24 protein-coding genes and 2 tRNA genes are annotated in these 25,766 nt (G+C 45.2%); 8 read left to right on the forward strand and 18 right to left on the reverse strand.

Features of this window, described 5'->3' with window-relative positions:
• Positions 1–18 precede the first annotated feature (18 nt).
• Positions 19–93: transfer RNA gene (locus KHS38_RS16290), tRNA-Val, on the forward strand.
• Between the two features lie 123 nt (positions 94–216).
• Here KHS38_RS16290 and KHS38_RS16295 read toward each other — a convergent pair.
• Both KHS38_RS16295 and KHS38_RS16300 read right to left on the reverse strand, forming a co-directional pair.
• A complete protein-coding gene (locus KHS38_RS16295) occupies positions 217–2,640 on the reverse strand; it encodes a TonB-dependent receptor domain-containing protein (RefSeq protein WP_213489605.1) in 2,424 nt (807 codons plus the stop codon).
• A gap of 87 nt (positions 2,641–2,727) precedes the next feature.
• Entirely contained in the window at positions 2,728–3,075 is a 348-nt protein-coding gene (locus KHS38_RS16300; RefSeq protein ID WP_213489606.1) for a hypothetical protein, read from the reverse strand.
• Between the two features lie 115 nt (positions 3,076–3,190).
• Here KHS38_RS16300 and KHS38_RS16305 point away from each other — a divergent pair, with 115 nt between their 5' ends.
• Together KHS38_RS16305 and KHS38_RS16310 are read left to right on the forward strand one after the other, a co-directional pair.
• Positions 3,191–3,748 (forward strand): RNA polymerase sigma factor, encoded by a 558-nt coding sequence (locus tag KHS38_RS16305; RefSeq protein ID WP_213489607.1) that lies wholly within the window; start codon positions 3,191–3,193, stop codon positions 3,746–3,748.
• A complete protein-coding gene (locus KHS38_RS16310; RefSeq protein WP_213489608.1) occupies positions 3,745–4,149 on the forward strand; it encodes a hypothetical protein in 405 nt (134 codons plus the stop codon). The genes KHS38_RS16305 and KHS38_RS16310 overlap by 4 nt, the downstream gene beginning before the upstream one ends.
• A 76-nt stretch (positions 4,150–4,225) precedes the next feature.
• Here KHS38_RS16310 and KHS38_RS16315 read toward each other — a convergent pair whose 3' ends face one another.
• From KHS38_RS16315 to KHS38_RS16345, 7 genes are all read right to left on the reverse strand, one after another.
• Positions 4,226–7,048, reverse strand: coding sequence for a bifunctional fucokinase/fucose-1-phosphate guanylyltransferase (locus KHS38_RS16315; RefSeq protein WP_249665431.1), 2,823 nt, complete (start codon positions 7,046–7,048; stop codon positions 4,226–4,228).
• Between the two features lie 179 nt (positions 7,049–7,227).
• Positions 7,228–8,295 (reverse strand): SDR family oxidoreductase, encoded by a 1,068-nt coding sequence (locus tag KHS38_RS16320; RefSeq protein WP_213489610.1) that lies wholly within the window; start codon positions 8,293–8,295, stop codon positions 7,228–7,230.
• Positions 8,296–8,403: 108 nt separating this feature from the next.
• A complete protein-coding gene (locus tag KHS38_RS16325) occupies positions 8,404–8,997 on the reverse strand; it encodes a Crp/Fnr family transcriptional regulator (protein ID WP_249665432.1) in 594 nt (197 codons plus the stop codon).
• Complete coding sequence (locus tag KHS38_RS16330) at positions 8,998–9,588, reverse strand: HPP family protein (protein ID WP_249665433.1); 591 nt, start codon at positions 9,586–9,588, stop codon at positions 8,998–9,000.
• A 146-nt stretch (positions 9,589–9,734) separates the two neighbouring features.
• On the reverse strand, positions 9,735–10,493 hold the full coding sequence (locus KHS38_RS16335) for an SDR family NAD(P)-dependent oxidoreductase (RefSeq protein ID WP_213489611.1): 759 nt from the start codon (positions 10,491–10,493) through the stop codon (positions 9,735–9,737).
• A gap of 16 nt (positions 10,494–10,509) precedes the next feature.
• A complete protein-coding gene (locus KHS38_RS16340) occupies positions 10,510–11,256 on the reverse strand; it encodes an SDR family NAD(P)-dependent oxidoreductase (RefSeq protein WP_213489612.1) in 747 nt (248 codons plus the stop codon).
• 121 nt (positions 11,257–11,377) lie between these two features.
• Positions 11,378–12,202, reverse strand: coding sequence for a helix-turn-helix domain-containing protein (locus KHS38_RS16345; protein ID WP_213489613.1), 825 nt, complete (start codon positions 12,200–12,202; stop codon positions 11,378–11,380).
• A 345-nt stretch (positions 12,203–12,547) separates the two neighbouring features.
• On the opposite strand from KHS38_RS16345, the gene KHS38_RS16350 reads away from it, so the two are divergent.
• The gene (locus tag KHS38_RS16350) at positions 12,548–15,040 is read left to right on the forward strand and encodes a TonB-dependent receptor (RefSeq protein ID WP_213489614.1); all 2,493 of its coding nucleotides are present in this window, start codon (positions 12,548–12,550) and stop codon (positions 15,038–15,040) included.
• 25 nt (positions 15,041–15,065) lie between these two features.
• Entirely contained in the window at positions 15,066–16,355 is a 1,290-nt protein-coding gene (locus tag KHS38_RS16355; protein ID WP_213489615.1) for a PepSY-associated TM helix domain-containing protein, read from the forward strand.
• A gap of 120 nt (positions 16,356–16,475) precedes the next feature.
• Here the strand turns inward: KHS38_RS16355 and KHS38_RS16360 are convergent, their stop codons facing one another.
• Together KHS38_RS16360 and KHS38_RS16365 are read right to left on the reverse strand one after the other, a co-directional pair.
• Positions 16,476–17,339 (reverse strand): DUF808 domain-containing protein, encoded by an 864-nt coding sequence (locus KHS38_RS16360; protein ID WP_213489616.1) that lies wholly within the window; start codon positions 17,337–17,339, stop codon positions 16,476–16,478.
• Positions 17,340–17,602: 263 nt separating this feature from the next.
• Positions 17,603–17,677: transfer RNA gene (locus KHS38_RS16365), tRNA-Val, on the reverse strand.
• Positions 17,678–17,845: 168 nt separating this feature from the next.
• Here KHS38_RS16365 and KHS38_RS16370 point away from each other — a divergent pair.
• Together KHS38_RS16370 and KHS38_RS16375 are read left to right on the forward strand one after the other, a co-directional pair.
• Positions 17,846–18,082 (forward strand): hypothetical protein, encoded by a 237-nt coding sequence (locus KHS38_RS16370; protein ID WP_213489617.1) that lies wholly within the window; start codon positions 17,846–17,848, stop codon positions 18,080–18,082.
• Between the two features lie 76 nt (positions 18,083–18,158).
• On the forward strand, positions 18,159–19,247 hold the full coding sequence (locus tag KHS38_RS16375; RefSeq protein ID WP_213489618.1) for an AI-2E family transporter: 1,089 nt from the start codon (positions 18,159–18,161) through the stop codon (positions 19,245–19,247).
• On the opposite strand, the gene recO is transcribed toward KHS38_RS16375, so the two are convergent.
• The 4 genes from recO to pepT form a co-directional block, all read right to left on the reverse strand.
• Positions 19,244–19,969: a DNA repair protein RecO gene (gene recO / locus KHS38_RS16380; RefSeq protein ID WP_213489619.1), complete on the reverse strand. Its 726-nt coding sequence runs from the start codon at positions 19,967–19,969 to the stop codon at positions 19,244–19,246. The genes KHS38_RS16375 and recO overlap by 4 nt on opposite strands.
• The gene (locus tag KHS38_RS16385; RefSeq protein ID WP_213489620.1) at positions 19,959–20,327 is read right to left on the reverse strand and encodes a diacylglycerol kinase family protein; all 369 of its coding nucleotides are present in this window, start codon (positions 20,325–20,327) and stop codon (positions 19,959–19,961) included. The genes recO and KHS38_RS16385 overlap by 11 nt, the downstream gene beginning before the upstream one ends.
• Positions 20,328–20,332: 5 nt before the next feature.
• Positions 20,333–21,109, reverse strand: coding sequence for an SDR family NAD(P)-dependent oxidoreductase (locus tag KHS38_RS16390; RefSeq protein WP_213489621.1), 777 nt, complete (start codon positions 21,107–21,109; stop codon positions 20,333–20,335).
• A gap of 97 nt (positions 21,110–21,206) precedes the next feature.
• Entirely contained in the window at positions 21,207–22,454 is a 1,248-nt protein-coding gene (gene pepT, locus KHS38_RS16395) for a peptidase T (RefSeq protein WP_213489622.1), read from the reverse strand.
• Positions 22,455–22,532: 78 nt separating this feature from the next.
• On the opposite strand from pepT, the gene KHS38_RS16400 reads away from it, so the two are divergent.
• Entirely contained in the window at positions 22,533–22,886 is a 354-nt protein-coding gene (locus KHS38_RS16400; protein WP_213489623.1) for an MmcQ/YjbR family DNA-binding protein, read from the forward strand.
• Positions 22,887–22,933: 47 nt separating this feature from the next.
• Here the strand turns inward: KHS38_RS16400 and KHS38_RS16405 are convergent, their stop codons facing one another.
• The 3 genes from KHS38_RS16405 to KHS38_RS16415 all read right to left on the reverse strand — a co-directional run bounded on the left by KHS38_RS16405 (position 22,934) and on the right by KHS38_RS16415 (position 25,735).
• Positions 22,934–23,845: a helix-turn-helix domain-containing protein gene (locus KHS38_RS16405; protein ID WP_249665434.1), complete on the reverse strand. Its 912-nt coding sequence runs from the start codon at positions 23,843–23,845 to the stop codon at positions 22,934–22,936.
• A 92-nt stretch (positions 23,846–23,937) separates the two neighbouring features.
• Positions 23,938–24,756, reverse strand: a complete 819-nt coding sequence (locus tag KHS38_RS16410; RefSeq protein WP_213489624.1) for an SDR family oxidoreductase — start codon at positions 24,754–24,756, stop codon at positions 23,938–23,940.
• Positions 24,757–24,970: 214 nt separating this feature from the next.
• Entirely contained in the window at positions 24,971–25,735 is a 765-nt protein-coding gene (locus KHS38_RS16415; RefSeq protein ID WP_213489625.1) for a TerC family protein, read from the reverse strand.
• Between the last annotated feature and the right edge of the window lie 31 nt (positions 25,736–25,766).

The raw sequence follows: 25,766 nt of genomic DNA on the forward strand, positions 1-25,766 counted from the left end.
CATCGCAATAAAGAAAAAGGGAGCATAGCTCAGCTGGTTCAGAGCATCTGCCTTACAAGCAGAGGGTCACAGGTTCGAATCCTGTTGCTCCCACTAAAAAAAGCCTTCAGTTAGTTACTGAAGGCTTTTTTATTTTTTCTTTATAGTGTGCTTATGCTATAAACTTTTTTAGCCAATACAAAAACTACCATACTATCTTCAACATGAGTAATAGCACTAATTAGAAAGATCATCATTCTTGATGCCTCGTTTATTCTTTTTGATGGCTTCTTTAAGCTTGCCAAAGTTATAATTCAAGCTTAGTTTGAAAGATCTGAAATAATCCTGTCTCACATCAGTCTGTATAAAATCTGCACTGGTGGTTTCTGTTATGTTGTTCCTGAATTTCGTAAAAGGATTATTAACACTTGCTGAAAATGATAATTTATTTTTAATAATATCCTTATTGATAGCTACTGATGTACCGAAGGCGGGATTGACTACTTGCTGGAGATTAACCTGGTTACGGCCGCTATAGCTAAAGTTCGTATTCAATCGCCAGCCATTATTCCATTTATAGGCCGCCGAAATATAGAAATTTTCAGAAAACTTACCTGTACTTATCATTTCTCCATTGCTAATGCCTTCCATTTGAATATAGATCGCATTACCGTTCATACTTAGGTTAAGCGCTTTTGTAAGAGGATAGCTCATATTGAAGTTCACATTGTAAGCATTGCCTTTGCCAATATTTTCATAACTGGTGTAAGTGATTCTCGATACCTCGTCGTAATTAGAAATTTGCAAGGCTAAATCGCGCAGGAATGTATACGTGAAACCAACGTTGTAAGAAAGCTTATGCGAAGCATTATAGCTTACCTGCACATTATTAATAGCAGATGAACGCAAGTTAGGATTACCGGAAATAACATAATCAGGATTTGCACGGTTTACAAACGGATTTAGCCTGTTGATACCGGGGCGTTGTATGCGTTGCGAAAAGCCAATATTTAAACTGTTCTGATTTTTAAAATTGTGATTCACAGATAGTGAAGGTACCAGGTTAAAGTAATCCTGGTTTACTGTTGATGAAGTTGATAGAAAGTTGATGTCTGTATTGGTATGTTCCAGGCGCAAGCCGCCGCTAAAATCCCATTTTTTTAAGCTGAAGCGATAATTATTATATGCAGCTAATATGATTTGTTTATTTTCATAATTGTCAGACATGTTATCGTCCGGAATATATACGCCATTTGTAAGTGTTAGATAATCGTAATTGCTGTTGTTATGACGGGAAATAGCCTTTAAACCAGATTCTATAATTACTTTTTTCAAGGGATGTACATAGTCAATCTGTACGGTTTGTTCATCGGTAGTGCCTTTGTTGTTTTGTTGGTAACTGGGCTCGGTGAACTGAACCCGGCTAACAATGTCATTATTGTTGTAGGACGTATTTGTGCTTTTATAATAGCGGTAAGAGAACGTAAGCAGGCGGGTTTTATTAGATTTAAAACCTAACTGATAGTTTATGGCAGCATCTAAACCACTGTTATTGTTATTGGCACTATTCATTAAGTCATAGCCTTGTATAATGCTGTTACCACTTTGTAGAAGAGACGATTGCGTTCTATTGCCTGATGAGGCACTGCCATAACTGTTAAACTGAGCAGATAACAAGTTTAAACTGTCAATCTCATAACTAAGCTCGGTGCCAAAATAGCCAGAATGGCTATCAGGCTCATTTAAGCCATATTGGTTTAAGCTTGTTGGCTCGGCGCCTGTGGTAACGCGGCTGTTCGAGAATGAGGTTTGAGGCGCGTTGTATATATTTCCGCCGCCATAAGCAGCTATGCCGAAAGTTCCGAGCTTGGCATTTAATGAACCGCCGGCTCCCGGCCCTCCTACAGGGAAATTGCCATTGATATTTGCCGAACCGTTGTAGCCGTTAGTCATGGTTTTAGTAGTTATAATATTGATTATTCCTGCATACCCTTCGGCATCATATTTTGAGGACGGATTGGTTATTACCTCTATTTTTTGAATAGTAGAGGCAGGCATGCTTTTCAAAATGTTCTTCGGGTTATTATCCACCATGCCCGATGGTTTTCCATTGATGAATATCTTATAATCGCTCTTGCCCTTTAACAAAATATTTTCATTTACATCAACGCTTAAATAAGGCACCTTGCGTAGCATATCAAAAACACTGCTCCCTTTACTTTCCGGGTCGGCCTGCAAATCGTACGTTATACGGTCGGCTTCCTGTTTAATTAATGGTTTGGTTGATTGTACGGTTACTTCTTTCAACTGTTTCTGTTGCTGTCTCAAATAAATGGTTCCGGCGTTGAAGCTGCCGGAACCGGTTAGGTTAACCTGTATTTGCTTAGGTTCATAACCAATAAAAGCGACGCCCAGTTTGTATTTACCAACCGGTATATGAGTAAGTCTGAAAATGCCGTCTTGCCGGGTATAGGTGGCTTTACCTGAAGTATTATTGGCTCCAATTAAGGTTATGGTTACATAATCTACCGGTTTTTTCGTTAGGCTATCAGCAATCAGCCCGGTAATTTCGCCAGTGCCGGATGTGCTTTGTGCTGATGCGCAGCTAAAAGCGGCGGTGAGTATTAAGGATAAAATGAGTATAAGATGGATAGGTTTCATAAATGATAAGATTAAAGTTTAGGCAAAAGGATTCCTGTTTAAGTATTTTAATTACTTAAAAGAACGGTTATCAATTTAATTCAATGGTTACTCGGCTGTGTTGCGCTGCAGGTAGTGATAAAGTAAAAAGCCAAACGAAATAAATATAGCTTCAATGCCATAAGGCAGCGGCGAATCCAGATAGCTTGCACCGGGAATAAATTGATTTATAACAAGCCCTATACCACCAAACAGCAATAATAAGCCCCATTTCAGAGCCTCGGATTTATTAGCTTTTGACTCAAAGGAGTTAGTAAGCAACCTGATATAAATTTCGTCCTTAACGCCGGTATTAAGTACACGTAGCTTTAATATAAAGTTTAATATGGCTATCACTATAATAACCACTCCCGCAAAAAATGCTAATGGAACAAGCGTATGTTGAAGATCTATCATGATGATTTTGATTAAATGGTTTTGCTGCATTAGTCAGCATAACGGCGGCTAATGTTGCAGAAAAAATAATTTATTTTACTGCAACATTAAACAGACACAGCGGTCTAATGCCAAAATGTTTAACGAGGAAGACATAGTGCATCGAATCATCCGGGGCGACCTGCGCGCTTTCAGTGTGCTGGTCGCCCAGTATGAAAAGCTGGTGTTCCACGTTATAAACAGGATGGTTAACGATGAGCAGGATAAGGAAGATATTTGCCAGGAAGTATTTATTAAAGTACACCACAACCTGAGCAAGTTTCGTTTTGAATCCAAGCTTTCCACCTGGATAGCGCGCATTGCCTATTTAACCGCTATCAACTATCTGAAAAAATACCGCAAGCCTATGTTTGCCGACCAGGTGCAGGAGGTGGACAACTATTACTTCACACACGAGAACCCGCAGGAACTACTGGTCAAAAAAGACATGAATGCTTATGTGAATTTCCTGATCGGTAAAATGCCCGAGCAGTACCGCATTGTACTTACCCTGTTCCATTTGGAAGAGTTTTCTTACCAGGAGGTTGGCGATATAACCGGGATGCCGGAGGGTACTGTTAAAAATTACCTTTTCAGGGCACGTAAGCTATTAAAAGAACAATTAGAGATTTACTTTAGTAAAGAAGAACTATGAAAAAGTTAACGGACGATGAGATCCAGCAGTTGCTCGATGCCGGGAAGATGCCGTTAGATGATAACGACACGGAGCAAAAAATATATCAATCCTTATATGGCGCGCTAAAAAAGGAGCCGGCCTACGGTTTGCCTTACGGCTTTGCTACCAAAGTAACTACCCGCGTGCGTATCCTCAACGATAGCAAGCATACGTACCGGTTTTACCTGTGGGCATTTGGCGCGGGCCTGTTATTTGCGGCGCTGGTTTACCTGGGCGGGGCTATTTTCAGGCAACCCTACGCGTTTACCCTGTTCAGATATAAATGGGCCATCTTATTCAGTCTGGTTACCATCGTTGGTATTAAGTATGCCGACCACCGCATGCATTTGCAAATGCTTGCTAAAAGAAAGAGGATTTGAGCGTATGTTACCTGTAATCATCCCCACAACCACTGCCAGCCTTTTCAGTTGAGCAAGGGTTGTGGGGATTCCAAAATTAACTTCTTGATACCTGGAACCCGTTAGACGATACGGACCATTCTACAAAGCGGGCCCGGTTGTTTATCGGGTTGGCGTTAAGTATCTGGCGTATGCGTAAAGCCGCTTCCACATCTTTGGCAAACAACAGCATATACCCGCCGCCGCCTGCACCCAATAGTTTGCAGCTGATAATGTAATCCTGAATGCGATCAATAATAGCCTGTGTTTCGGGCGTGTTGGTGCCGCCGTCGAGTTGTTGGTTTAAATTCCAGCTTATGCCGGCTGCGATGGCTACCTGCTCCAGGTTGTTGTACTGAAAGGCCTCGTAGGTTTTAACGGCATGGTGATTCATCTCTTCCAGTATGCTCAGGTATTTATTACCGTTCAGGAACATGCCTTTCACAATCTCGGCCAGTATGTTTTTGGCTACACGGGTTATACCGGTATAGTACAACAGTACCGAAGCTGCGGCTGGTTCACGCAAAATCTGGTCGGGAGCCCAGCGTACGGTGGGTTGTTGAATAATTCCGGGGTTGCTTTCCAGTAGTTTAACGCCGCCAAAAACACCGCCGTACTGATCCTGCCAGCCGCCGCCGGTGGTCAGCATTTGTTCTAAAACCAATGTGCGCGAGGCAATGGTATATTTATCCCACTTCAAATCACAAAAGTCGCTCAAAGTACCCAGTACCGTACTGGCTAATATGGAGCTGGTGCCTAAGCCCGACCCTTTTGGAATAGCCGCAAGCAGCGATATTTCGATACCCATGCCAAATGATTTAAGATGATCCTGCAGGGAACTATATCTGTTTGCCGAAAAATCCGGACTAAAGCCTGCCAGGCAAAGGGCTGCTTTGGGTATGGAAAAGGCAGAGCCTACCGCATTATAATTGTGCAGGTCCTCGTAGGTGGTTACATCTTCTTTAACGCCCAGGTCAATAGAGCGGAGGGTGATGGTATATTCTGTCGATGGCTTAATAAACACCTGTAATGGCGGCTGCCCGTTAAGCTCTACGGCCAGGTTAAGCACTTTACCACCGTTGATAATGCAGTTGGGTGGAGTATCCGTCCAGCCGCCGGCTAAATCAAGGCGGATAGGGCTCCGGCCCCAAACAATCTGGTCGGGCTGTACATCCAGCAGGGGTTCGGTAAGTTCGGTTTTGGCCGTTTCGATGATCGTGTCACGGAGTAAACCAAATGCTTTGGCCTCATGGGCCTGTGCTGCTGCAGACTTATCGCCTCCGGTAACCAATACCTCACTCCTGAACATCTGGTCGTGCAGTTGCGTTAGCAGAGGCGCATTTGCTGGCAGTTCTGGAGGCAAAGGCAAACCTGCATTTTTGAAAACAGATGCTGCATGCTTTAAATCGAGCTGGTAAAACACGGAACGGTTCCAGTTGCGGGCCATGGCGGCCAGGTTTTGTTCCAGATAAGTGTTGCGTTGTGCGTATTGCCGGTGTAAATTCACCTCATCGGCAATGGCTGCTGCACTGATAAGCTTGCGGCCGCTTTCTGCATAACTAAAAGGGTTATCTATGAGGTACTGTATAGCTTCTTCAGTTAATTCATTTTTTGGGAATAACTGATAAACCGGTTCATTAAACCAATCGTCTGTATTATAGCCTTTATCTGCTCCCTGGCCGCGCTTAGGTAATTGCGGGTCATAAAAATCATAAACCCTGATGCACCATTCGTTATCATCGCCAACCGGTATAAAGTCCAGGCAGGTTTCGGCAGGCAGGGAAAGTGCCCAGTCGTTTTCGGGTACCCCGGTTATGATATGTTTTTTCTGCAATTGCCAATTTGCGCCAACGCAGCTATTTTCAATCCATATCTGGCAGTTACTACCGGTAAACTGAAATTGCGTAACCGCATTCTGCGTAAAAATATCGGCGCTGGGCTTAATTTTATTATGCCATATCTCTTCCTGGTTTTTTACGAGGTTCTGTAGCTTAGTAGTCGATTCTATCAGTTCAGCACTGGTACCAAAATGATAAAATTCGCCTTTGGGCAAAGGCACAATGGCTACAGTTAACTCGTTAATCGCTTTATCTATCAGTGTTGGGTTTTTGCCCAAGGCCTGCCCATAAGTGGTATACATATCGTAAAACGATGGTATACCGCCGGTAAAGTTGCCGGCAGTTTCATCCCATCCGCAACGCTCCAGCATTACCCGCAAAGCTTTCGGGCTAAAAAGCCATACGCCTATATCAATTAAAAAGAGGTGATCGGCCTGTAGCTCCTGTATTGTTTCGATGGATGGTTTTTGCAGGGTAAAAGCCAGTTCTTTGGGCGAACTCTTTTTAGCAAAAAAAACACCGTGTGCCGATGCCTTTTCAGCCTGTTCCCATAAGCCAAAACAAACAATATCGGCATCCGGTATTTCAGGCAGGGCGCCTTCCGTGCGGATCAGTACATCGCCGCTGGCTACCAGGTGGTTTAATCGTTCGGGCGCTTTATTGAGTATTTCATGAAATAACGGCGTTTGCAAGTCAATCAGCGACTGGTTGATTTTTTGTCCTCTTTTCCATCTGAAAATAGGCATCGGTGTAAAAACTTTACCTACTGGTGCATAAGCTGGCAACCTTCGGCTTTGTCCGCCGGCGTGTATAATCACCCTTTTTTCGCGGGGCAGCCAATCGGCCATGCTGCAGGCCGGCTCTTCATGCTGCCAAGCATCATACAGCAAATTGGCTGTACCGCCGCCCGAGCCAACTTTTCCTTCTTTTGGATCGGAACCGAAAAAATAATCTTCCTGAGCAAAATAAGTGTCACCAAAGTTTTTGAAGGCCGGAGGCGTGGTTAATAGTTTTTTCACAGATGGTATTGTTGCGTTATTCAAAAGGAGGCTGAATTTTGTGAATAAATATAGCCCTTGTTGTATTACATTGACAAAGATTTTGTGAATGAATTAGTATAACCTTACTTAACACAAAGAGATTGAATATTAATAATGCACAAAAAAAGCATCCCTTTTCAAGGAATGCCTATAGTAGATGTCTGAAAAACTCGGCTTATAGCTTACGGAATCAATCTTTCAGTACGTAGCTTTTCAAACAGGTCGTAGAACGACTCACGGGTGTCCTGATACACCGTAAAACCCAGCTTACGGCTTTTTGCCATATCGGTCATCACTTCAATAGGGCGGCCTAAGTCCAGATCGGTATGCCAGGCCGATGCTAACCGGTTTAGGTCAGGTTCTTTTAACTGATACTTTGCGGCAATTTCCTTCCATATAGGTGCATCAGCTGCCATCTCGGTTTCCAGGGGTTGAATGCTGCCATCAAAGCCGGCCGGCGTTATGTCAAACCAGCCAGCCAGCTGTTTCCACAACCAGCTCCAGCGAAACACATCTCCATTGGCCACATTAAACGCCTGGTTACGTGCAGCATCAGTAGTAGATGCCCAGATAAGGTGTTTGGCCAGCAACCGGGCGTCCGTTACGTCTGATAGCCCGTTCCATTGTGCAGCAGAGCCGGGAAACTGGAACGGTCTGCCGGTTTCTTTGCAAATACTGGCATATACAGCCAGCGTGGTACCCATATTCATGAGGTTGCCTACCGCTTTACCGATAACGCTATGCGGGCGGTGGATACTCCAGGTAAAGCCATCGCGTTCGGCAGCCGCATACACTTCGTCTTCCTGGGCGTAGTAAAAGTTTTCGATATCCAGGCGCGGGTGTTCTTCACGCACGGGCGTTTCGGGTAAAGTACCGGCCTGGGCGTAAGCCTCAAAAGGGCCCAGATAGTGCTTCAGACCAGTAACCAGTGCTACATGTTGTACCGTCTTTTTGGGCGACAATGCATTAAGCAGGTTGCGTACCATCAGGCTATTTACGCGAATGTTCTCAGCCTCGGTTTCATTACGCATCCAACTGGTGATGTATACATGAGTAGGTTGTATATCGGCCAAACTTTGGCTCAAACTTTCTGGGTTGAGCAAATCAGCAGCAACTGGGTAAAGCCCGGCAAGCTCCGTTTGCGGATTACGGGCCAAGCCATAGGTTATCCAGCCTTCGGCAATCAGCTTTTCAGCCAAATTGCTGCCGGTAATGCCGCTTGCGCCAACAACTAATGCAATCTTTTCCATATCTAAATTACCTCACTATTTATCAGTATGTTTTAAAAAGCAATAGTCGGGAGTAAATAAATGTAGGCAAAGGACATACCGCACAAAAAACAAGTGAGCTATATCACACTAACCAGCTGCCAAACGGCTTAGCGTTTCGCGCGATACACCCAGATAAGAAGCAATCAGCGCTTTGGGTAACCGTTGTAGTAAGGTAGGATACAATTGTGCAAACTGGTGGTAGCGCTCATCGGCGCTTTGGCTTAAAAGCGACAGGATTCTTCGCTGCAGGGCTATGTAGCCGGCAGCGGTTTTTTTCAGGAAAAAATATTCCATCTTTTGCAGCTCGGCACACAGTTGTTCCCGGCTATCAATCGAAATATAATACACGTCGGTATCTTCAATACAATCCACATGCAGTGTGGCCGGCGTGCGGTTATGAAAGGCCTGAGGATCGGATATCCACCAATCTTCCATTGCAAACTGCAGGATGTGCGTTTTACCGTCATCATCAATATAAAAGGATTTCAACAACCCCTTTACCACAAAATGGTCGTTGGGTGCCATATCGCCAGCTTGCACCACATACTGGTGCTTTTTGTAAGTGCGGAATGAAAAATACGAAAGCACCAGATGAAACTCATCATCCGTAAGTTGTACAATCTTTTCAATCTGGTGCCTGAGTAATTGCTCCATACCAGCTTTATATGCTGATGGTACCATTTAGTGGTGATGATACTTACGCTGCCATATTTTATACCAGCCTTTGTTTTTTGGATAACTGCGGTGCGGTGTAATGTTATTGCAAACCATAGCAACCAAAAACAAGATGAGCACGCCCGATAGCACCGGACTTAGCACATACAAATAACCCAGCGCCTGTATTTTGGCTGATCCTATATTGGCTATCAATGCCGTAGCACCGCCCGGCGGGTGCAGGGTTTTGGTGATCTGCATGGCTACGATGGCCAGCGCTACAGACAGTGCGCTGGATAACCACACCTCGCCGGGTATGAGTTTATGTATGGTAACGCCCACCAGGGCGCAAACTACGTGGCCACCTATGAGGTTTCGGGGCTGCGCCAGCGGGCTGTTGATGATGCCATATATGAGCACCGACGATGCACCGAACGAGCCTATCATGAACAGGTTATCGTAAGCGGTAAAGTACTTGCTGTTCAAAAACCCAATAATGGCAATACCTAAAAAAGAGCCGATAAAGGTCCAGAGGTGTTCCTTAAAATCAATGAGTGTTTCCTGGTAAATAATGTACTTTGCCCGCCGGGCGTGGTGCCGTATTCTGTGTCGCATCATTACCCGCAAAACTACGCGGTTTACAGATAAGTTAAAGGAACGATTTTAAATCAGGCAGCGGCTACAAACAATAAAGGGGCAAAGAATATTCTTTGCCCCTTCCTAAAACAACATATAAACTTACGACCTATGAGCCGAAAGTGCGTTTAGGCCTGCATGCCGCCGTCAATCACCTGCAGGCTACCGGTAATGAATTTGCTTTCGTCTGATGCCAGGAAGGCCACCAGGTCGGCAATCTCATCAGGTTGTGCATAGCGGCCCAGCGGAATGTTCTTTTCCAGTTCGGCTTTAGCTGCTGCGGCATCGGCCGAATTGAATCCGGCTTCGAGCGAGCGCATCATGCGGTTATCAACCGGCGACGGGTGCACAGTATTTACCCTTATTTTGCGAGGAGCTGCTTCCAACGCCACACTGCGCATAATCCCGATAACAGCATGCTTACTGGTGTTGTAAGCGCTGGTACCCGGCGAGCCGCTTAAGCCCGCTACCGATGAGGTAATGATGAGGCTGCCGCCATCGCTCATGTAGGGCAACACATACTTACAGCCCAGCCAAACACCTTTCACGTTAACGGCAATCACTTTATCAAATACTTCTTCGGGGTATTCGGCAATAGGTTTAACTACGCCTTCAATACCAGCGTTGTTAAAAAAGATATCTATTTTGCCTAAGCGCTCGGCAGCGGTTTTGGCATATTGTTCTACACTGGCGCTTTGGGTAACATCGGTCACAATATAGCTTGCATTGTCGGTACCTAAGGAGTTGATGGCTTTTTGCAACGCCTCTTCACTTAAATCAACCAGCACTACACGGGCGCCGCCATCCAGCAGCTTTTGGGCTGTTATTAAACCGATAGAACCGGCACCGCCGGTAATTACGGCAGTTTTATTTTCAAATCTTTTCATAATTATCTGCTTTAAATTATTGCGCCAGATAGCCGCCATCCACATTGTAATAAGATCCGGTTACGAAGGATGCTTTGTCTGAGCTTAACCACAGCACCAGCTCGGCCACTTCTTCGGGTTGACCTAAGCGGCCAATAGGGTGCAGGCCGGTTAGGGCATCGTAAGCAGCCTGGTCTAAATTATCTTTAACCAATGGGGTTTCAATATAACCCGGACCAACGGAGTTGATGCGGATGTTTTGCTGTGCATACTCTAAAGCCGCGGTTTTGGTTAAGCCTACTACACCATGTTTGGCAGCCACATAAGCTGCGGAATTTTTGGTGCCTACCTGCCCCAATATGGAGGCCATATTAATGATGGAGCCGCCACCGCTTTTCAGGATAGCCGGTATTTGGTAGCGCATGCCATAAAATACGCCCGAAAGATTAATAGCAATCACTTTTTCCCAACCATCAACCGGGTAGTCGCCCACATGGGCCAGCGGGCCGCCAATGCCGGCATTGTTACAGGTAATATGCAGAGCGCCATATTGCTGCAGGGTTTGTGCTACTAAAGCCTCATTTTCTTCGGGTTTTGACGTATCGGCTTTAATAAAAAAAGCATCGCCGCCGTTGGCTTTAATTTCGTCGACCACGGCTAAGGCTCCTTTATCTGCAATATCACTTACAATTACTTTTGCGCCTGCGGCGGCATATTTTAAAGCTATTTGTTTACCAATTCCTGATCCTGCACCGGTTACCAGTGCTACTTTATCGTTTAACATAAGCGTTATATTTTAGTAAAACATTCGCTATTAAAACGCCGGAACTGGATTTTTGAGTTGTGCAATCGACCGTACAATCGTCGCGCATATTAGCACAATCTGGAAATTGGACTTAGAGTGGTTAGCAAAAGGCATCGGCCCGGAACTGCTCGGGCGTAAGGCCGGTTTGCTTTTTAAAGAAGCGGCTAAAATAGGATTGGCCATTGAAGCCCAGATCAATAGCAATTTCTTTTATGGATTTGGCACTGTGGCAAAGTTCGCGCTTGGCTTCTAAAATCAGATAGGCGTAAATAAGCTGGCTCACAGTAATGTTGAGCCGCATTTTCACAATCTGGTTCAGGCGTTTGGCGGTAAGCCCAATTTTATCAGCGTAAAAATCAGTAAGCTTTTGCGTTTTGTAATGGGTGCTCACCAACTGGAAAAGCTTTTTCAGCCGCTCATCATGGTAAATGCCCGGCGTGTTGGCATCATTGCTAATGCGGTACAGGTGGGTTAAAAATGCTTCGGTATACCAATGCAATAGTTTTTGATGATTCTGGCCCCTGTTTTCGAACATCATCAAATCAAACAGCTGCTGGAGAGGTGTAAGCAAGTGATCGGGTATTTGTATGCCCTCGTTTTGGAAGGGGATGAAGAGCAGGCGCAGTTCATCCTCCTCAATATGGTCAAAAAAGTTGTTGTTAAAAATGATGATCCGGGAAGCCACTGCTGCATTGGGCAGTGCATGTACCTGGTTGCGGGCCAGCAGGTACACGGTATTGTTGCGGATGGGGTAAGGCTTAAAATCGATATAGTGTGTACCGGCATCTTCCAAAAACCAGATCATGGCAAAGAAGTCGATACGGTGACTGGCACTAAAATCGCCTGGCGCAATTTCGGATGATGGCGCAGCAAAAAAGGTAATATGATCTAAGCGGTGTACCGGAATGTTATTGCTGCTACTCAAACCATTAATAATTAAGTGAGCGGTTGCGTACCTGGCGTACCCTGCCTTCTTCTGCTTCCGGAAAGCAGCAGGTATGTACCGGCAAACAGTGCATCGGCTATTTGATACCTATAACCCGCTAATTCAAAACTTGTTCAGATAAATATAATACTGACTTCTATAGCCCATCCGCAGCTATAATGCATGTGCAAAGTAACAGTTAAACGTTTTATAAGTTCTTATTTGGATTAAGTCCAAATAAGGTTATATTTGTCACGGCAATATAAAATTGAGCCGCACAGCGGGAACTGTACGGCTCGTCCCAGCGGGAACTGGGATGCTTCTCAAAGTGTGATTTAAAAAGCAATGCAAGTTAAACAAATTCTGTTATTGGGTGCGTTCTGCACTTCTGCGTTTATTACAAGCGCCGCTCCGGTATCACTTATACCCGGCATTAATTCAAAGGCACATGGAAAAACTCTACTACGAATTCTGAAGGAAGAACAGTTTGGTACCATCCGCGGAAGAGTTACTACTTCTGATGGTAACGCTGCTTCATCAGTTTCTGTTTCATTAAGAGGTACGCATTTTGGCGCTATCACTAATGATAACGGTGAATACCAGATTAGAAGAGTACCTGTTGGTGATTATACCATTGTGGTATCGGCCGTTGGCCTGCATCCTAAAGAAAAACAGATCCACGTATCTGAAAAAGGCACCGTATATGCCGATTTTTCGCTGAATGAAAACCATTCTGAACTAGCCGAAGTTCAAATTCATTCCAACAAAAACAAGTATAAAGTAACCAAAGTTTCTCCTTCTTTAAGGCTGCAGTCTCCGCTGATTGAAGTGCCACAAAATATCCAGGTGGTTACCAGCCAACTGATGGCAGACCAGCAGACTTTTGATGTGGTAGATGGTATAACCCGTAATGTGAGCGGCGCATTAAGAGTAGGCCACTGGGATGCGCAATATGCGAACATTTATATGCGTGGTACCAGCATCCCGGCTTTCAGAAACGGTATGAACCAAAAAATGCCTTGGGGCCCGTTAGCAGATGATGCCGCAACTATTGACCGGATTGAATTTATAAAAGGCCCTGCCGGCTTTATGATGGCCAACGGCGAGCCGGGCGGCAGCTATAACATCGTCACCAAAAAGCCTACCGGCGAAAACCATAGTTCGGTAAGCCTGAGCGGTGGCGGCTATAACCTGGGCCGTGCTGCTATTGACTTGGATGGTAAGCTATCCCGTGATGGCAGACTGCTGTTTCGCCTTAACCTAGCCGCACAAACCAAGGGCAGCTACAACAAATACAATTATACCGATAAATATATTATTGCACCGGTTATCAGCTACCAGATTGATAGCAACACCGTTATTACGGCCGAATACACTACGCAACACGTAGAAGCGCAGGCGTTGGGTACTTACGGCTTTTCGCCAAAAGGCTTTGGGGATACTGACCCAAGCTTATTTATAGGCGACCCATCGCTGGATCCGGTAAAGCTGAGCGACCACAATGTGACGTTCTACTTGAACCATAGATTGAACAACAACTGGAAGCTTAACGGGCAAGTTGCCTATGTAAGATATGGTATGTTTGGTGGTACACCATGGCCTTCTACTATCGCGCCTAATGGCGATATGAGAAGATACCTGAACATCAGTGAAGAACTGGCTATTAATAAAAATGCCCAGGTGAGCCTTACCGGCGATATTGGTACCGGCCCAATAGTGCATCGCATACTAACTGGCATTGACATGGGCAACTTGAAAACCTGGGGCGATTTTTCGAGCGTGCAGCTGGCCGACTTGCAACTGGCTAACAATGCAACGTTTAACATATACAACCCGATTTATGGTATACCGGCAGCTAATATTCCAGTGTTTGACCGTTCCAGAAGCTTACAGGTACGTTCAGGCTCCAACACGTATGCTACCAATTTAACCTATACCGGCGCTTATTTACAGGATGAGCTGCGTATGCTGGATGGCAACCTGCGCCTTACACTGGCCGGCAGATTTACCCATGCCGTAACGGTTGGCAAAACCAATGCAGCACAAATTTCTGATGATGCTTTCAGCCCACGTGTAGGTTTAAGCTATTCCATAACTAAAGATTTTAGTGCTTATGGGCTTTACGACCAAAGCTTCTTGCCGGTGTCTAACGCCACTAATCTACCTAATGCTGCGCCATTTAAGCCAATAAGAGGTAACAACATAGAGTTTGGTTTGAAAAAGAACTGGTTTGAAGGCAGATGGAATACCACTTTTGCGGCTTACCAAATTACTAAAAACAATGTGTTGACCGCCATTTATGACGGCAGCAATATAGCTACCGGCAATCAAATACAGTTAGGTGAAACAAAATCAAAGGGTATAGAGCTGGATATTAACGGTGAAGTTGTAAAGAACTTAAATCTAGTACTTAATTATGCTTACACCCATGCCAGGGTAACCAAAGATAATAATCCTGTGCTGGTTGGTAATCCAATCCCTAATTCAGCGAAACACATCACTAATGGCTGGTTATCTTACCGGTTCCGCAGAGAAAGCTCTGCATTGAATGGCCTTGGCCTGAGCGGAGGTTACCAGATTCAGCTGGGCAGATATGCGGGCTCAACGTCGGTTCCGTTAACACTACCATCTTACTATCGCTTTGATGCAGGCATATCTTATGAAAAAGGAAGAGTTGGTGTATCCGCCGTAGTGAATAACCTGCTGGATCGCCGATTGCTTACACAAGGATCTTATAGCAAGCTAGCTAAAGAAACACCTACATCTGTTTCCTATTATACCTACATCTACGAGATGCCAAGAAACGGCAGGTTAACCATCACCTACAAGTTCAAATAATCGGACATTATTTAATACCAACACAATGAGACCCCAAACAAGGACACCCAAAAAGCCAAAGGACTCGCTTTTTAGAAAAATCAATAACTGGCTGCACCTATGGCTCGGACTGGTTTCGGGTATCATTGTGTTTGTTGTATGTATTACCGGTTGCATTTGGGTATTTAATGAAGAAATTACCGGCTTTCTGGAGCCCGAATCAAAAATTGCTTATCAGCAAAAGCCGGTAATTACACCTGCCGCGTTGCTGGATATTGCGCAAAAGAATCATCCTCAGCTGGTGCCTTCTTATGCCAACTATCAACAAGGCAAAGCTATTAACCTTTTTTTGCGCAAACCGGGCAAAGAAGTGCGCCGTGGTGGCGGTGGGGTGCTGCTTAAAATAGATCCGTATAGCGGCAAAATCATCAGTACCAAAGTGAGTAAAAAGGGAGAAACGGACTTTTTCAGGTTCATCCTGAACGGACACCGGGCGCTGTGGCTGCCTTATGATATCGGTCGCCCGATTGTGAACTACGCCACCCTTACCTTTGTGGTTTTACTGATTACCGGCCTGGTATGGTGGTACCCAAAAAAGTGGAACAAAGCCACGCGCGATAAAAGCTTTAAAATTAAGTGGGGCGCATCTTTTAAACGGGTAAACCTGGATTTGCATAACGTGCTTGGTTTTTATTCAATGCTGTTTTTACTGGCCATTGCGTTTACCGGCATGGTGATTGGCTTACGCTGGTTTAGCGATGGCTTGTACTGGGTTACTACTGGTGGCGACAAAATGACTGAATTTCGCAGGTTTCAGTCGGACAGTTTGCAACGCAGTGCCGCACGTGAGCCCAAGGTAGCCATGGATATTCTGTGGAAAAAGGTGCTTACAGAAAACCCACGTTCTATGGGCTTTTATTACACCTTTCCGGATATGGATAATGCGGCTACGGCCATTACCATGATTGTGTACCCAACGGCCGGTCAGTTTTACAATAGCTGCAGCTATACGTTTGATCAGTACACGCTAAAGCCCATTAAACGTAAAGATGCTTACGCCATGCCTTATGAGCAGGCCAAATTTGGGCAAAAGCTTCGTAAAATGAATTATGATATTCACGTGGGTGCCATATTGGGGCTGCCGGGCAAGATGCTGGCCTTCTTTGCTTCGCTGATTGGTGCGAGTTTACCAATTACCGGCTTTTTGGTTTGGTGGGGCAAACGTAACAAAAAAAGCCGCAAAGCCCCTGGCATTAAGCAGCCCGAGAGCAATCCCCATCCTGCAAAAATTTTATATCCTACAAAGACTATACAAGAACCGGTTACCGAGAGTTAATTATTCCTACTTTGATATTGGTTTAAGCCGGTAACTAAACGAGAGAAATGCGCCTAACAAAAAGAGCTGACCTTGGTAAAGGTCAGCTCTTTTTATTTTATTATGGTTATTCCTGGCTCGCTACTTAAATAACGACACTGCTTTTTTGCCACCTGTAATAAGGATTACCATAACTAAGCCGGCAGCCAGCCCAAAGGCAAACTCTTTAATTGTTGCTGGTATATTAGGAAGCAGGTGATGGAAAAACTCAATATTGTGAACAAAGATGCCGCCCGAAACCAGGATCAGCGCAATGGTGCCTACAACGGCCAGTATTTTAATAATAACCGGCAAAGCCTTTACCAGGAAAGAGCCGAGTGTTGATAGAAAACCTTTGTTGTTGGATTGCTTCATTAATTTATAACCGGCATCATCCATCCTTACAATAAGCGCTACAATACCATAAACACCCACGGTTGCTAAAATGGCAACAATAGAAACGGTGATGATTTGGATGACTAAGGTTTTATCCAGAACAGCGCCTAAGGCAATAATCACGATCTCAATAGATAAGATAAAATCGGTAGCGATGGCCGATTTGATTTTTGCTTTTTCGGCATCGTTGCCGTCTTGCTTAACCTCATTAACTACCTCATGCCCCGGCTTTGGTCGATGGAAAAAGTATTCGATAATTTTTTCCACGCCTTCAAAAGCCAGATAAAGTCCGCCTAAAATCAAGGCTATTTTTATAGCAATCGGAAAAAATACATTGAGCAGTAAAGCAATCGGAACAATAATCAGCTTATTGATAAAAGAACCTTTGGTAATAGCCCACAACACGGGCAACTCCCGTGACGACAAAAAGCCGGTTGCCTTTTCCGCATTCACAGCCAAATCGTCGCCCAGTATACCTGCGGTTTTACGGGTTGCCACTTTAGCTGTTACGGCAACATCGTCCATTAAAGCAGCTATATCATCTAAAATCGCAAAAAAACCTGATGCCATATTATCTTAATCGTACAGTTGCGGAATATAGGTTAAAAAGTTAAAAAACTACCCTCTTATAAATTGAAGTAGCTCCGTTAAGTTTTAAATAGCTGCAATTATTTGCCTGTAACCGGCAGGTAAGCCGTTGCATTGACAGTGATATAGAAAATCAAGCAGGCTGGCGTTACCCCAATTTATTTAAGCCTAGATATCTGCGTGTTTGCAGTGCTTAAGCGTGAAAATAAAAAAGCCTTCAGTAACTAACTGAAGGCTTTTCTTTGTGGGAGCAACAGGATTCGAACCTGTGACCCTCTGCTTGTAAGGCAGATGCTCTGAACCAGCTGAGCTATGCTCCCGTTGTTTTGGGACTGCAAACATAGGGAACTTTTTTATTTATCCAAAATAATTTTTAAAAAAGTGTTTCGGTGATTAAGAGTTTACTGTGGCTGAGCGGATAAACATATTTATGTTGGTGCAAACATCGGGCTGGCTTTAAATGTTATTGAGCTATAAACACTGCACTTATGACTAACACAACCGATAATAGCTCAAATGGTAAACAAGAGTTTACTATTAATTATTCAGAACGTGAACTGGCTTGCACGGTAGAGCGTGAAGGCGATACCCTGCATTTGCATATTGATAATAACATCAATGCCGATCTGGAGATTCAGCCGGATGGCTCATTGGTACAAACCTCAGGTCCGGAACTGCCACCGTCAAGCCTGGAGTTTATCAAGAAAGAGGTACTGGGTCAATAATCTATAAATCAGTTATATTTAATTGCAAAGGCAGGGTTATTAATTAGCCTTGCCTTTGTTTTTTCAACTTTTTGCTATGCCGCAATTATCCTATACGCTACGTTTACTTGCTCTCTTTTCGCTCTCTATTGCGCTGCTTTATGTAGCCGCACCGATATTGATACCACTTACTTTTGGCGCGGTACTGGCCATGTTGCTTATCCCGGTTAGCCGGTGGCTGGAAAGTAAGGGCCTCAACCGCGGGATATCATCATTTTTAAGCTTGTTTAGCTTTTTGCTATTGGTTGCTGCACTGGTAATGTTATTGCAATGGCAAATAGGCGACTTGGTTAAGGACTTTTCCAAAATAGAATCACAATTACGCGAACTGTTGGGGCAGGTAAAAGATTACGTGTACGAAAAGTTTGGCGTATCATCACGGCAGCAGCAAAAAATATTAAGCGAGCAGCAGTCGGGCGGAATGGAGAAAGCGGCCGGCGTAGCCTTCAGTACCCTCACATCGTTTTTTAGCTTGGTGGTAGATACCGTACTGGTGCTGGTTTACGTGTTTCTGTTCATTTATTTCAGGAGTCATTTCAAAACATTTATACTGCGCCTGGTTAGCGTAGAGAACCGCACTAACACCGAAAAAATTATTTTTAAAAGCAGCCGGGTAACCCAGCAGTACCTTACCGGTTTAGCAGCCATGATTGTGATGCTCTGGATAATGTATGGCATTGGGTTTACTATAGTAGGCATCAAAAACGCGTTGTTCTTTGCTATTTTATGTGGCATACTCGAAATAATACCCTTTGCCGGCAACATTACCGGTACTACCATTACGGTACTCATCGCCTTTGCGCAGGGCGGCAGCGGTACCATGGTACTGGGTGTCTTAATTACGTATGCCATTGTGCAATTCACCCAAACTTATCTCCTGGAACCGCTTATTGTGGGCAATCAGGTTAACATCAACCCGCTATTTACTATTCTGATTATTGTAGTAGGAGAGGCTTTGTGGGGTATATCGGGTATGGTGCTGGCCATACCGTTGCTGGGCATGTTTAAGGTAATTTGCGACCATGTAGAGCCGCTTAAACCATACGGCTACCTCATAGGTACCCAAAATGCTAAAGAGGATAAGAGTTTTTTCAATAAGCTTTTTGGTACTAAAGAGGATAATTAACTCAGCACCTCCTCCAAAATTTCATGCGATTGGATGTTGCCAAACCCTTCCATATGTAAGGCGTAGTAAGCCAGTAAGCCATTCAAGAGGTAGCGGCGCTCATCGTTTGATAGCTTAATATCAGCTAAGTTTTCAAACCCGTATGATAGCAGCCGGTAAAAATTTTGCGTATGCGGCGGCGAAAGGTACTGCCCGCTTTCGGGTTTATAGCGTTCAAAAATGCCGTTGCGCATGTCAAAGTAATCGGCGCCGGCGGCATTGCTGCCATCCGGATAAAAGCCCAGGTAGCGGGTAAGGCCAATCAGAAACAGCAGGTGAAAATTGGGTAAGCCTTCGGTGATGGTGTCCAGCAGTTCAATCCCTTTAAATACATATTCAAACAGTTGCTCGTCGGCTGTTTGTTGTTTAATGGCTTTGTACAATACCTCATTCAAAAACAGGGCAATACTGCTTTTGGTAACCTCGTAAGGGATGTGCAGCAGCAGCGGCGCATTCTTCAATTCGCGGATGCGCTGCACGGCACCTGTATTTTTGTAGTATACAATCAAATCCAGCAAATGCAGCGGCTGCAGCATGTTGCGGGTAATTTTTGCTTTGGGCTTTTTTACACCGTTAATGATGTAAGATTGCAGCCCGAACTTTTCGGTAAATATTTGTACCACTACGCTGGTTTCGCCGTAATCGGTTACCTTGAGTACAATTCCGCGGGTTTTATGCAGCATAATGAATGAGATTTAATAGCTTAGGCAAAAATATAACCAGCCCCGTTATCAAAGCAAATATAGCCGTTAGCAGCACGGCACCGGCCGATACATCTTTTACAATACCCGCTTTTACATGATACGTGGGCGACACCAGATCTGTAAGGGTTTCAATAGCGGTATTAATCAGTTCCACTACCAGTACCAGCGTAATGCACAGGCCAATCCATAGCCACTCATAATAAGAGATGTGCAGGGTATAACCCATAAATACCGCCGTTAGCATTGCCACCAGGTGCACCCTGAAGTTGAGCTGCGTTTCCGTTGCATACCTCAACCCTTTAAAGGCATAGCCAAACCCGCGTATAAATTTATTCATAACCGTTAATAGATATTGCGCCCAGCGCCACCATCAACCGGTATAGTAGTGCCGCTGATGTAGGATGCCTGCGCCGATGCCAGGAAAGCCACTAATGCCGCCAATTCTTTAGGCTCGCCAATGCGGCCTAACGGGATGCTGGCTGCGCGTTTTTGCAAGGCCTCGTCGGGATCAACATCTTTGGGCAGGGTGTGTTTAACGCGGTCGGTCAGGATAAGGCCGGGCGCTACGTTGTTAACCGTAATATTGTAAGGCCCCAATTCATCGGCCATCAGTTTGGCCATGCCTACAACGCCCATGCGCATACTGGTGGATAGTACCGAATTGGCCAGTACCGATTTTACCGAACCGCTGATGATGTTGATGATACGACCGCCACCGGCTTTTTGCATGTGCGGCAGGGCGAGCCGGCTCAGGCGGGCAAAGCTGAGCAAATTAAGCTCAAAAGCATTTTGCCACTGCTCGTCGTCAAAATGCTCAAATTTATCAAACGGCGGACCGCCGGCATTATTGACCAGTATATCAATACGCCCAAACTGACCAGCTACGTGGTTAATCAGTTTCTCTGCATCTTCGGCCTTGGATACATCGGTAGGCAGAGCAATGATCTGCGCGCCGGTGCTTTGCTTTATTTCGCTGGCAGTGGCGTTCAGTTCATCGGCGTTACGCGAGGCTATGATCACTGTAGCGCCCTCTTGTGCCAGCGTGGTGGCAATAGCCTTGCCCAGTCCTTTGCTGGATGCCAGTACCACCGCTATTTTATCGTTTAATTGTAAATCCATTTTGTACAGGTTACTAAATTAACATACTACAGCTACATAGGTTCATTAAACCATGCAAATCAAAAGCCTTCCCTACCGGGGAGGGTTAGTAGGGGCTTTAACTCCGTTCTTCCCAAATGGCGCAGAGGTGCAAAATGGTTTCCACCGCCTTTTGCATATCCTGAACCGATACCCATTCCTGGCGACCATGAAAAGCATGCTCGCCGGCAAATATATTTGGCGTAGGTAAGCCCATCAATGATAGTCGCGAACCATCCGTTCCTCCGCGAATGCTGCATAGCTTGGCTTCCAGTCCGGCGCGGCGGATGGCTTCCATGCCGTATTCCACTATCTGCGGGTGCTGATCCAGTACCTGTTTCATGTTGCGGTATTGTTCTTTAACCTGCAGCTGGTAAGTGGCGTTTGGAAAGTTTTGCAATACTATTTCGGCCGTTTGTTTAATAACGTTAGCATGCTGTTCCAGCTTTGTGTCGTCAAAATCACGGATGATGAATTCGATCGTGGCTTGCTCAACGTGACCCTGTACGCTTACGGGGTGTACAAAGCCCTGCATGCCTTCGGTGCCCTCAGGCGACAGTTCAAAAGGCAGGGCGGCTATAATCTGTCCGGCTATTTTAATGGCGCTCTCCATTTGCCCTTTGGCAAAACCAGGATGTGCGCTTACACCGTTGATGATCAGCTTGGCACCATCGGCCGAAAAGGTTTCATTTTCCATATTGCCGGCCGTTTCGCCATCCATGGTGTAGGCGGCAAAGGCGCCTAACTTTTGCAGGTCAACCTTATCAACGCCGCGGCCAATCTCTTCATCGGGCGTAAACAAAATTTTGATGGTGCCATGCTTAATTTCAGGATGATTGAGCAGCTGGTAGCAGGCGTCCATAATTTCGGCCACGCCGGCCTTGTTATCGGCGCCCAGCAGGGTAGTGCCACTGGCGGTGATAATATCGTTGCCTGTTTGGTTTTTTAGTTCGGGGTGGTTAGCCTGTTTCAATACCTGGGTGTTATCATCGGGCAGTACCAGATCCTGCCCCTGGTAGTTGCGGTGCACAATAGGTTTTACGCCTTCGCCGCTGCAATCGGGCGAGGTATCCATGTGCGAGCAAAAGCAAATCACCGGCACATCGGGCTTATCGGTATTGGCCGGGATGGTGGCGTATACGTAGCCAAATTCATCCAAATGCGCATCCTGTATGCCCAATGCTTGCAGTTCCTGCACCAGCACGCGGCCCAGGTTCTTTTGCTTTTCGGTAGAGGGGTAGGTAGTTGATTCCGGGTCGGATTGGGTATCGATAGTTACATAACGCAAAAAGCGTTCGGTAACGGTAAATTTCAACGGCGTGTTCATAATCGTTAATCTGTAATTACAAATGTGAAATTTTTATTTGGGGTTAGCCGCATCAAAAATAGCTTACCTTTAGGTGTTATGAACATTGAAGAACTGCGCGACTACTGCCTGCTGAAACCCGCCGTTGAAGAAAGCTTTCCGTTCGATAGCGAAACACTGGTTTTTAAAGTAGCAGGCAAGATATTTTTATTGATCGGCCTGTCATCCGGCAACCGGTTCAACGTAAAATGCGACCCCGAACTGGCCATACAACTGCGCGAACAACACAGCGAGGTGCAGCCCGGTTTTCACATGAACAAGATGCACTGGAACACCGTATATACGGACGGTACTCTTACCCGCAAACAGCTTTGCGATATGATTGACCACAGCTATGCAATGGTGGTAAAAAGCTTGCCAAAAAAGGTACGCGCCGAGTTAGCGGGAGAGTAATCGAAATCATCATTGAGCAATACCTGTGTTCCCAAACTTCCGGCCTGCTAATTTAGGTGCCTGAACTCGATAGGTGTTTTGCCAGTTTTTTGTTTGAACAGCTTATTGAAATATTGCGGGTATTCAAACCCGAGGGCATAGGCCACCTCACTAACCGATTTGTTGGTGTTGATGAGGCTGTTCTTAGCCGCTTCGATGAGGTAAAAGTGAATATGATCCTGTGTGTTTTTACCAGTTTCCTTTTTAAGCAGATCGCTCAAATAGCCGGGTGAGAGGTTTACTTTGCTGGCCAGGCTTTTTACGGTAGGCAACCCCTGTTCCTGCAGTTCGTGGTTGGTAAAGTACTCGCTCAAAAGCTTTTCAACCTGCGCCACTACCGGGCTGTGCGTGCTTTTGCGGGTAATGAACTGCCGCCCGTAAAAGCGGGTGCAATAGTTAAGCAGCAATTCGATATTTGATATGATGATGGTCTGGCTATGGTTATCAATGTTTTCCTGCAACTCATCATTCAGTTTTCTCACACACTCAAAAAAGATATTCCTTTCTTTATCTGACATATGTAGCGCCTCAGATACTTCATAGGTAAAAAAGGTGTATGCTTTCATCCTGTCGTAAAGCGGCGTGTTCCTGATCAGGTCGGGATGAAAGAAAATGCCCCAGCCTTCTTTCTCGCAATTCAGGTCCATGTCGCTCTCCAACTGTAAAACCTGGTTAGGGGCCAGGCAAATCAGGCTGCCGTTATTAAAATCAACCACCTTGCGGCCGTATTTCACGTTATTGCCATTGTACTTTTTAAAAAGTAAACAATAATAATCGCCCGATATCAGGGTGTTGCCCGCTGCCTGTTCGTTTACATAGCTAAAATCTACTACGGCAACAAGCGGATGCCTAAGCGGTTGATCTAGGTCAAAAAAACGGTATACATCGGCGATAGACTGCATATGGATAAATGTGCTCATACAGGTACAGGTTATTGTGCTATAAAGTTAAGGTTTTGATTGCGGTAACGGACTGTTGCAGCAATCAAAACCTGATGGTATTCTTGTAGCTATTAATCAAGTTTAAACTGCGCCCTTACACCGTTGAAAAATTGGTCGTCGGGTTGTGCCTTGCGTTGTGCAACCATGGCTTTGGCGTCTTCGCCCGCTGTATAGCGCAACTGGTTCGTGCCGTCTGTAGCTGCCTCGTAAATCACTTCGGCAACGGTGCTGGCGGGCGATGCGTTTTCAAAAAAGGCAGGCATACCTTCCTCAATTTTACCAACAATGTTTTGGTACTCGGTCATGGCGGCATCATTACTGAAATCGAGCGAGCGGCCTGTAAAGTCGGTAGCAATGGCGCCGGGTTCAATCAGTTTAATGCTGGCGCCGAACTGGGCAAGCTCGTAGCTCAAGGCCTCCGACAGGCCTTCAACCGCAAACTTGGTTCCGTGATATAAGCTGCCCAGCGGGAAGGCCATCTGGCCGCCAATGGAAGATATATTGATAACAATGCCGCTTTTGTTGCTTCGAAAGTGCGGTAGTATAGCACGGGTAACATCCAGCAAGCCAATTACGTTGGTATCAAACTGGCGGATTATACTTTCTCTTGAAAAAGCTTCAAGCGGACCAAACGCGCCATAGCCGGCATTGTTAACCAATACGTCAATTTTTCCGAAATGGCTGATGCCTTGTGCTATGGCTTGTTCAATAGAAGCGGTGTTGAGCACATCCAGGCGGGCAAGCAAAACATTTTCCGCATCCTTAAGTTCTGTTTCATTTTCTGGATTACGCATGGTAGCGATCACATTCCAGCCTTTGTTCAAAAACAGTTTTGCTGTGGCTTTGCCTATGCCGCTACTGGCGCCGGTAATTAAAATCGTGTTTTTCATTTGTTTGTTGTTTTACAATACAAAGGTGGCACTGAAAGCACAGCAGGCGGTAATACAAATCAAGGCAAGTTGTATACTTTTTACGGAATATATCCGGCTACCACATATACAAGGTGCACTGGAGCCCCTTGTATATACAGACGGTATCTTACCCGCAAACAAGCTTTGCGAAATGATTGACCACAGCTATGATATGGTAATGAAAGTCTACGCCCTACCGGGGAGGGGCTGTAGACTGCTTTTTGGATTTACTTTTCAAATTTAATACCTCAACCAAAATGGCAAAGGCCATAGAAAAATAAATGTAGCCTTTAGGTATTTCCTGGTCAAATGCTTCGGCCAGCAGCGATACGCCTATGAGTAGCAGAAATGCCAGTGCCAGCATTTTAACGGTGGCATGCTTGTTTACAAAGCTTGAAATTGGTCCCGAAGCCCACATCATAATGGCAACCGAAACCACCACGGCAGCTATCATCACCTCCACATGGTCGGCCAGGCCTACGGCAGTAATCACCGAGTCGAGCGAGAAGACGATATCCAGTATCATAATCTGCACAATGGTGCCCCAAAAAGAATGCGGTTTGGCATCGGTTTCTTCTTCCTCATCGCCGTGGTCAATCTTTTCATGAATTTCCTGTATGCTTTTGTATATCAAAAACAAACCACCTATTAGCAAAATCAGGTCCCGGCCCGAAATAGCCAGTTTTTCTACCCACTCGCCACTGGTAATATTAAAAACATGCGCCAGGTTAAACAGCGGTGCTTTCAGCTTCATAATCCAACTGATAGAAAGCAGCAGTAAAATGCGGGTAATCATGGCCATGGCCAATCCCATCTTACGGGCGCGGTTTTGCTGGTCGGCAGGTAGCTTGCCGGCTTGTATCGATATAAAAATGATGTTATCAATACCCAATACAATTTCCAGTATGGTTAACGTGGCCAGCGATATCCAGGTTTCGGGGTTGCTTAATATCTCCATGTTTCAGGTAAATGTTGTTTGCCCAATTAAA

The organism is Mucilaginibacter sp. Bleaf8, assembly GCF_018390515.1.
In the GTDB taxonomy this organism is placed as follows: domain Bacteria; phylum Bacteroidota; class Bacteroidia; order Sphingobacteriales; family Sphingobacteriaceae; genus Mucilaginibacter.

What these genes read in the sequence shown, in the direction of transcription:
- KHS38_RS16295 (WP_213489605.1), bottom strand. Translation starts at nt 2,640, where the DNA reads ATGAAACCTATCCATCTTATACTCATTTTATCCTTAATACTCACCGCC.
- KHS38_RS16300 (WP_213489606.1), bottom strand. Translation starts at nt 3,075, where the DNA reads ATGATAGATCTTCAACATACGCTTGTTCCATTAGCATTTTTTGCGGGA.
- KHS38_RS16305 (WP_213489607.1), top strand. Translation starts at nt 3,191, where the DNA reads ATGTTTAACGAGGAAGACATAGTGCATCGAATCATCCGGGGCGACCTG.
- KHS38_RS16310 (WP_213489608.1), top strand. Translation starts at nt 3,745, where the DNA reads ATGAAAAAGTTAACGGACGATGAGATCCAGCAGTTGCTCGATGCCGGG.
- KHS38_RS16320 (WP_213489610.1), bottom strand. Translation starts at nt 8,295, where the DNA reads ATGGAAAAGATTGCATTAGTTGTTGGCGCAAGCGGCATTACCGGCAGC.
- KHS38_RS16325 (WP_249665432.1), bottom strand. Translation starts at nt 8,997, where the DNA reads ATGGTACCATCAGCATATAAAGCTGGTATGGAGCAATTACTCAGGCAC.
- KHS38_RS16330 (WP_249665433.1), bottom strand. Translation starts at nt 9,588, where the DNA reads ATGATGCGACACAGAATACGGCACCACGCCCGGCGGGCAAAGTACATT.
- KHS38_RS16335 (WP_213489611.1), bottom strand. Translation starts at nt 10,493, where the DNA reads ATGAAAAGATTTGAAAATAAAACTGCCGTAATTACCGGCGGTGCCGGT.
- KHS38_RS16340 (WP_213489612.1), bottom strand. Translation starts at nt 11,256, where the DNA reads ATGTTAAACGATAAAGTAGCACTGGTAACCGGTGCAGGATCAGGAATT.
- KHS38_RS16350 (WP_213489614.1), top strand. Translation starts at nt 12,548, where the DNA reads ATGCAAGTTAAACAAATTCTGTTATTGGGTGCGTTCTGCACTTCTGCG.
- KHS38_RS16355 (WP_213489615.1), top strand. Translation starts at nt 15,066, where the DNA reads ATGAGACCCCAAACAAGGACACCCAAAAAGCCAAAGGACTCGCTTTTT.
- KHS38_RS16360 (WP_213489616.1), bottom strand. Translation starts at nt 17,339, where the DNA reads ATGGCATCAGGTTTTTTTGCGATTTTAGATGATATAGCTGCTTTAATG.
- KHS38_RS16370 (WP_213489617.1), top strand. Translation starts at nt 17,846, where the DNA reads ATGACTAACACAACCGATAATAGCTCAAATGGTAAACAAGAGTTTACT.
- KHS38_RS16375 (WP_213489618.1), top strand. Translation starts at nt 18,159, where the DNA reads ATGCCGCAATTATCCTATACGCTACGTTTACTTGCTCTCTTTTCGCTC.
- recO (WP_213489619.1), bottom strand. Translation starts at nt 19,969, where the DNA reads ATGCTGCATAAAACCCGCGGAATTGTACTCAAGGTAACCGATTACGGC.
- KHS38_RS16385 (WP_213489620.1), bottom strand. Translation starts at nt 20,327, where the DNA reads ATGAATAAATTTATACGCGGGTTTGGCTATGCCTTTAAAGGGTTGAGG.
- KHS38_RS16390 (WP_213489621.1), bottom strand. Translation starts at nt 21,109, where the DNA reads ATGGATTTACAATTAAACGATAAAATAGCGGTGGTACTGGCATCCAGC.
- pepT (WP_213489622.1), bottom strand. Translation starts at nt 22,454, where the DNA reads ATGAACACGCCGTTGAAATTTACCGTTACCGAACGCTTTTTGCGTTAT.
- KHS38_RS16400 (WP_213489623.1), top strand. Translation starts at nt 22,533, where the DNA reads ATGAACATTGAAGAACTGCGCGACTACTGCCTGCTGAAACCCGCCGTT.
- KHS38_RS16405 (WP_249665434.1), bottom strand. Translation starts at nt 23,845, where the DNA reads ATGAGCACATTTATCCATATGCAGTCTATCGCCGATGTATACCGTTTT.
- KHS38_RS16410 (WP_213489624.1), bottom strand. Translation starts at nt 24,756, where the DNA reads ATGAAAAACACGATTTTAATTACCGGCGCCAGTAGCGGCATAGGCAAA.
- KHS38_RS16415 (WP_213489625.1), bottom strand. Translation starts at nt 25,735, where the DNA reads ATGGAGATATTAAGCAACCCCGAAACCTGGATATCGCTGGCCACGTTA.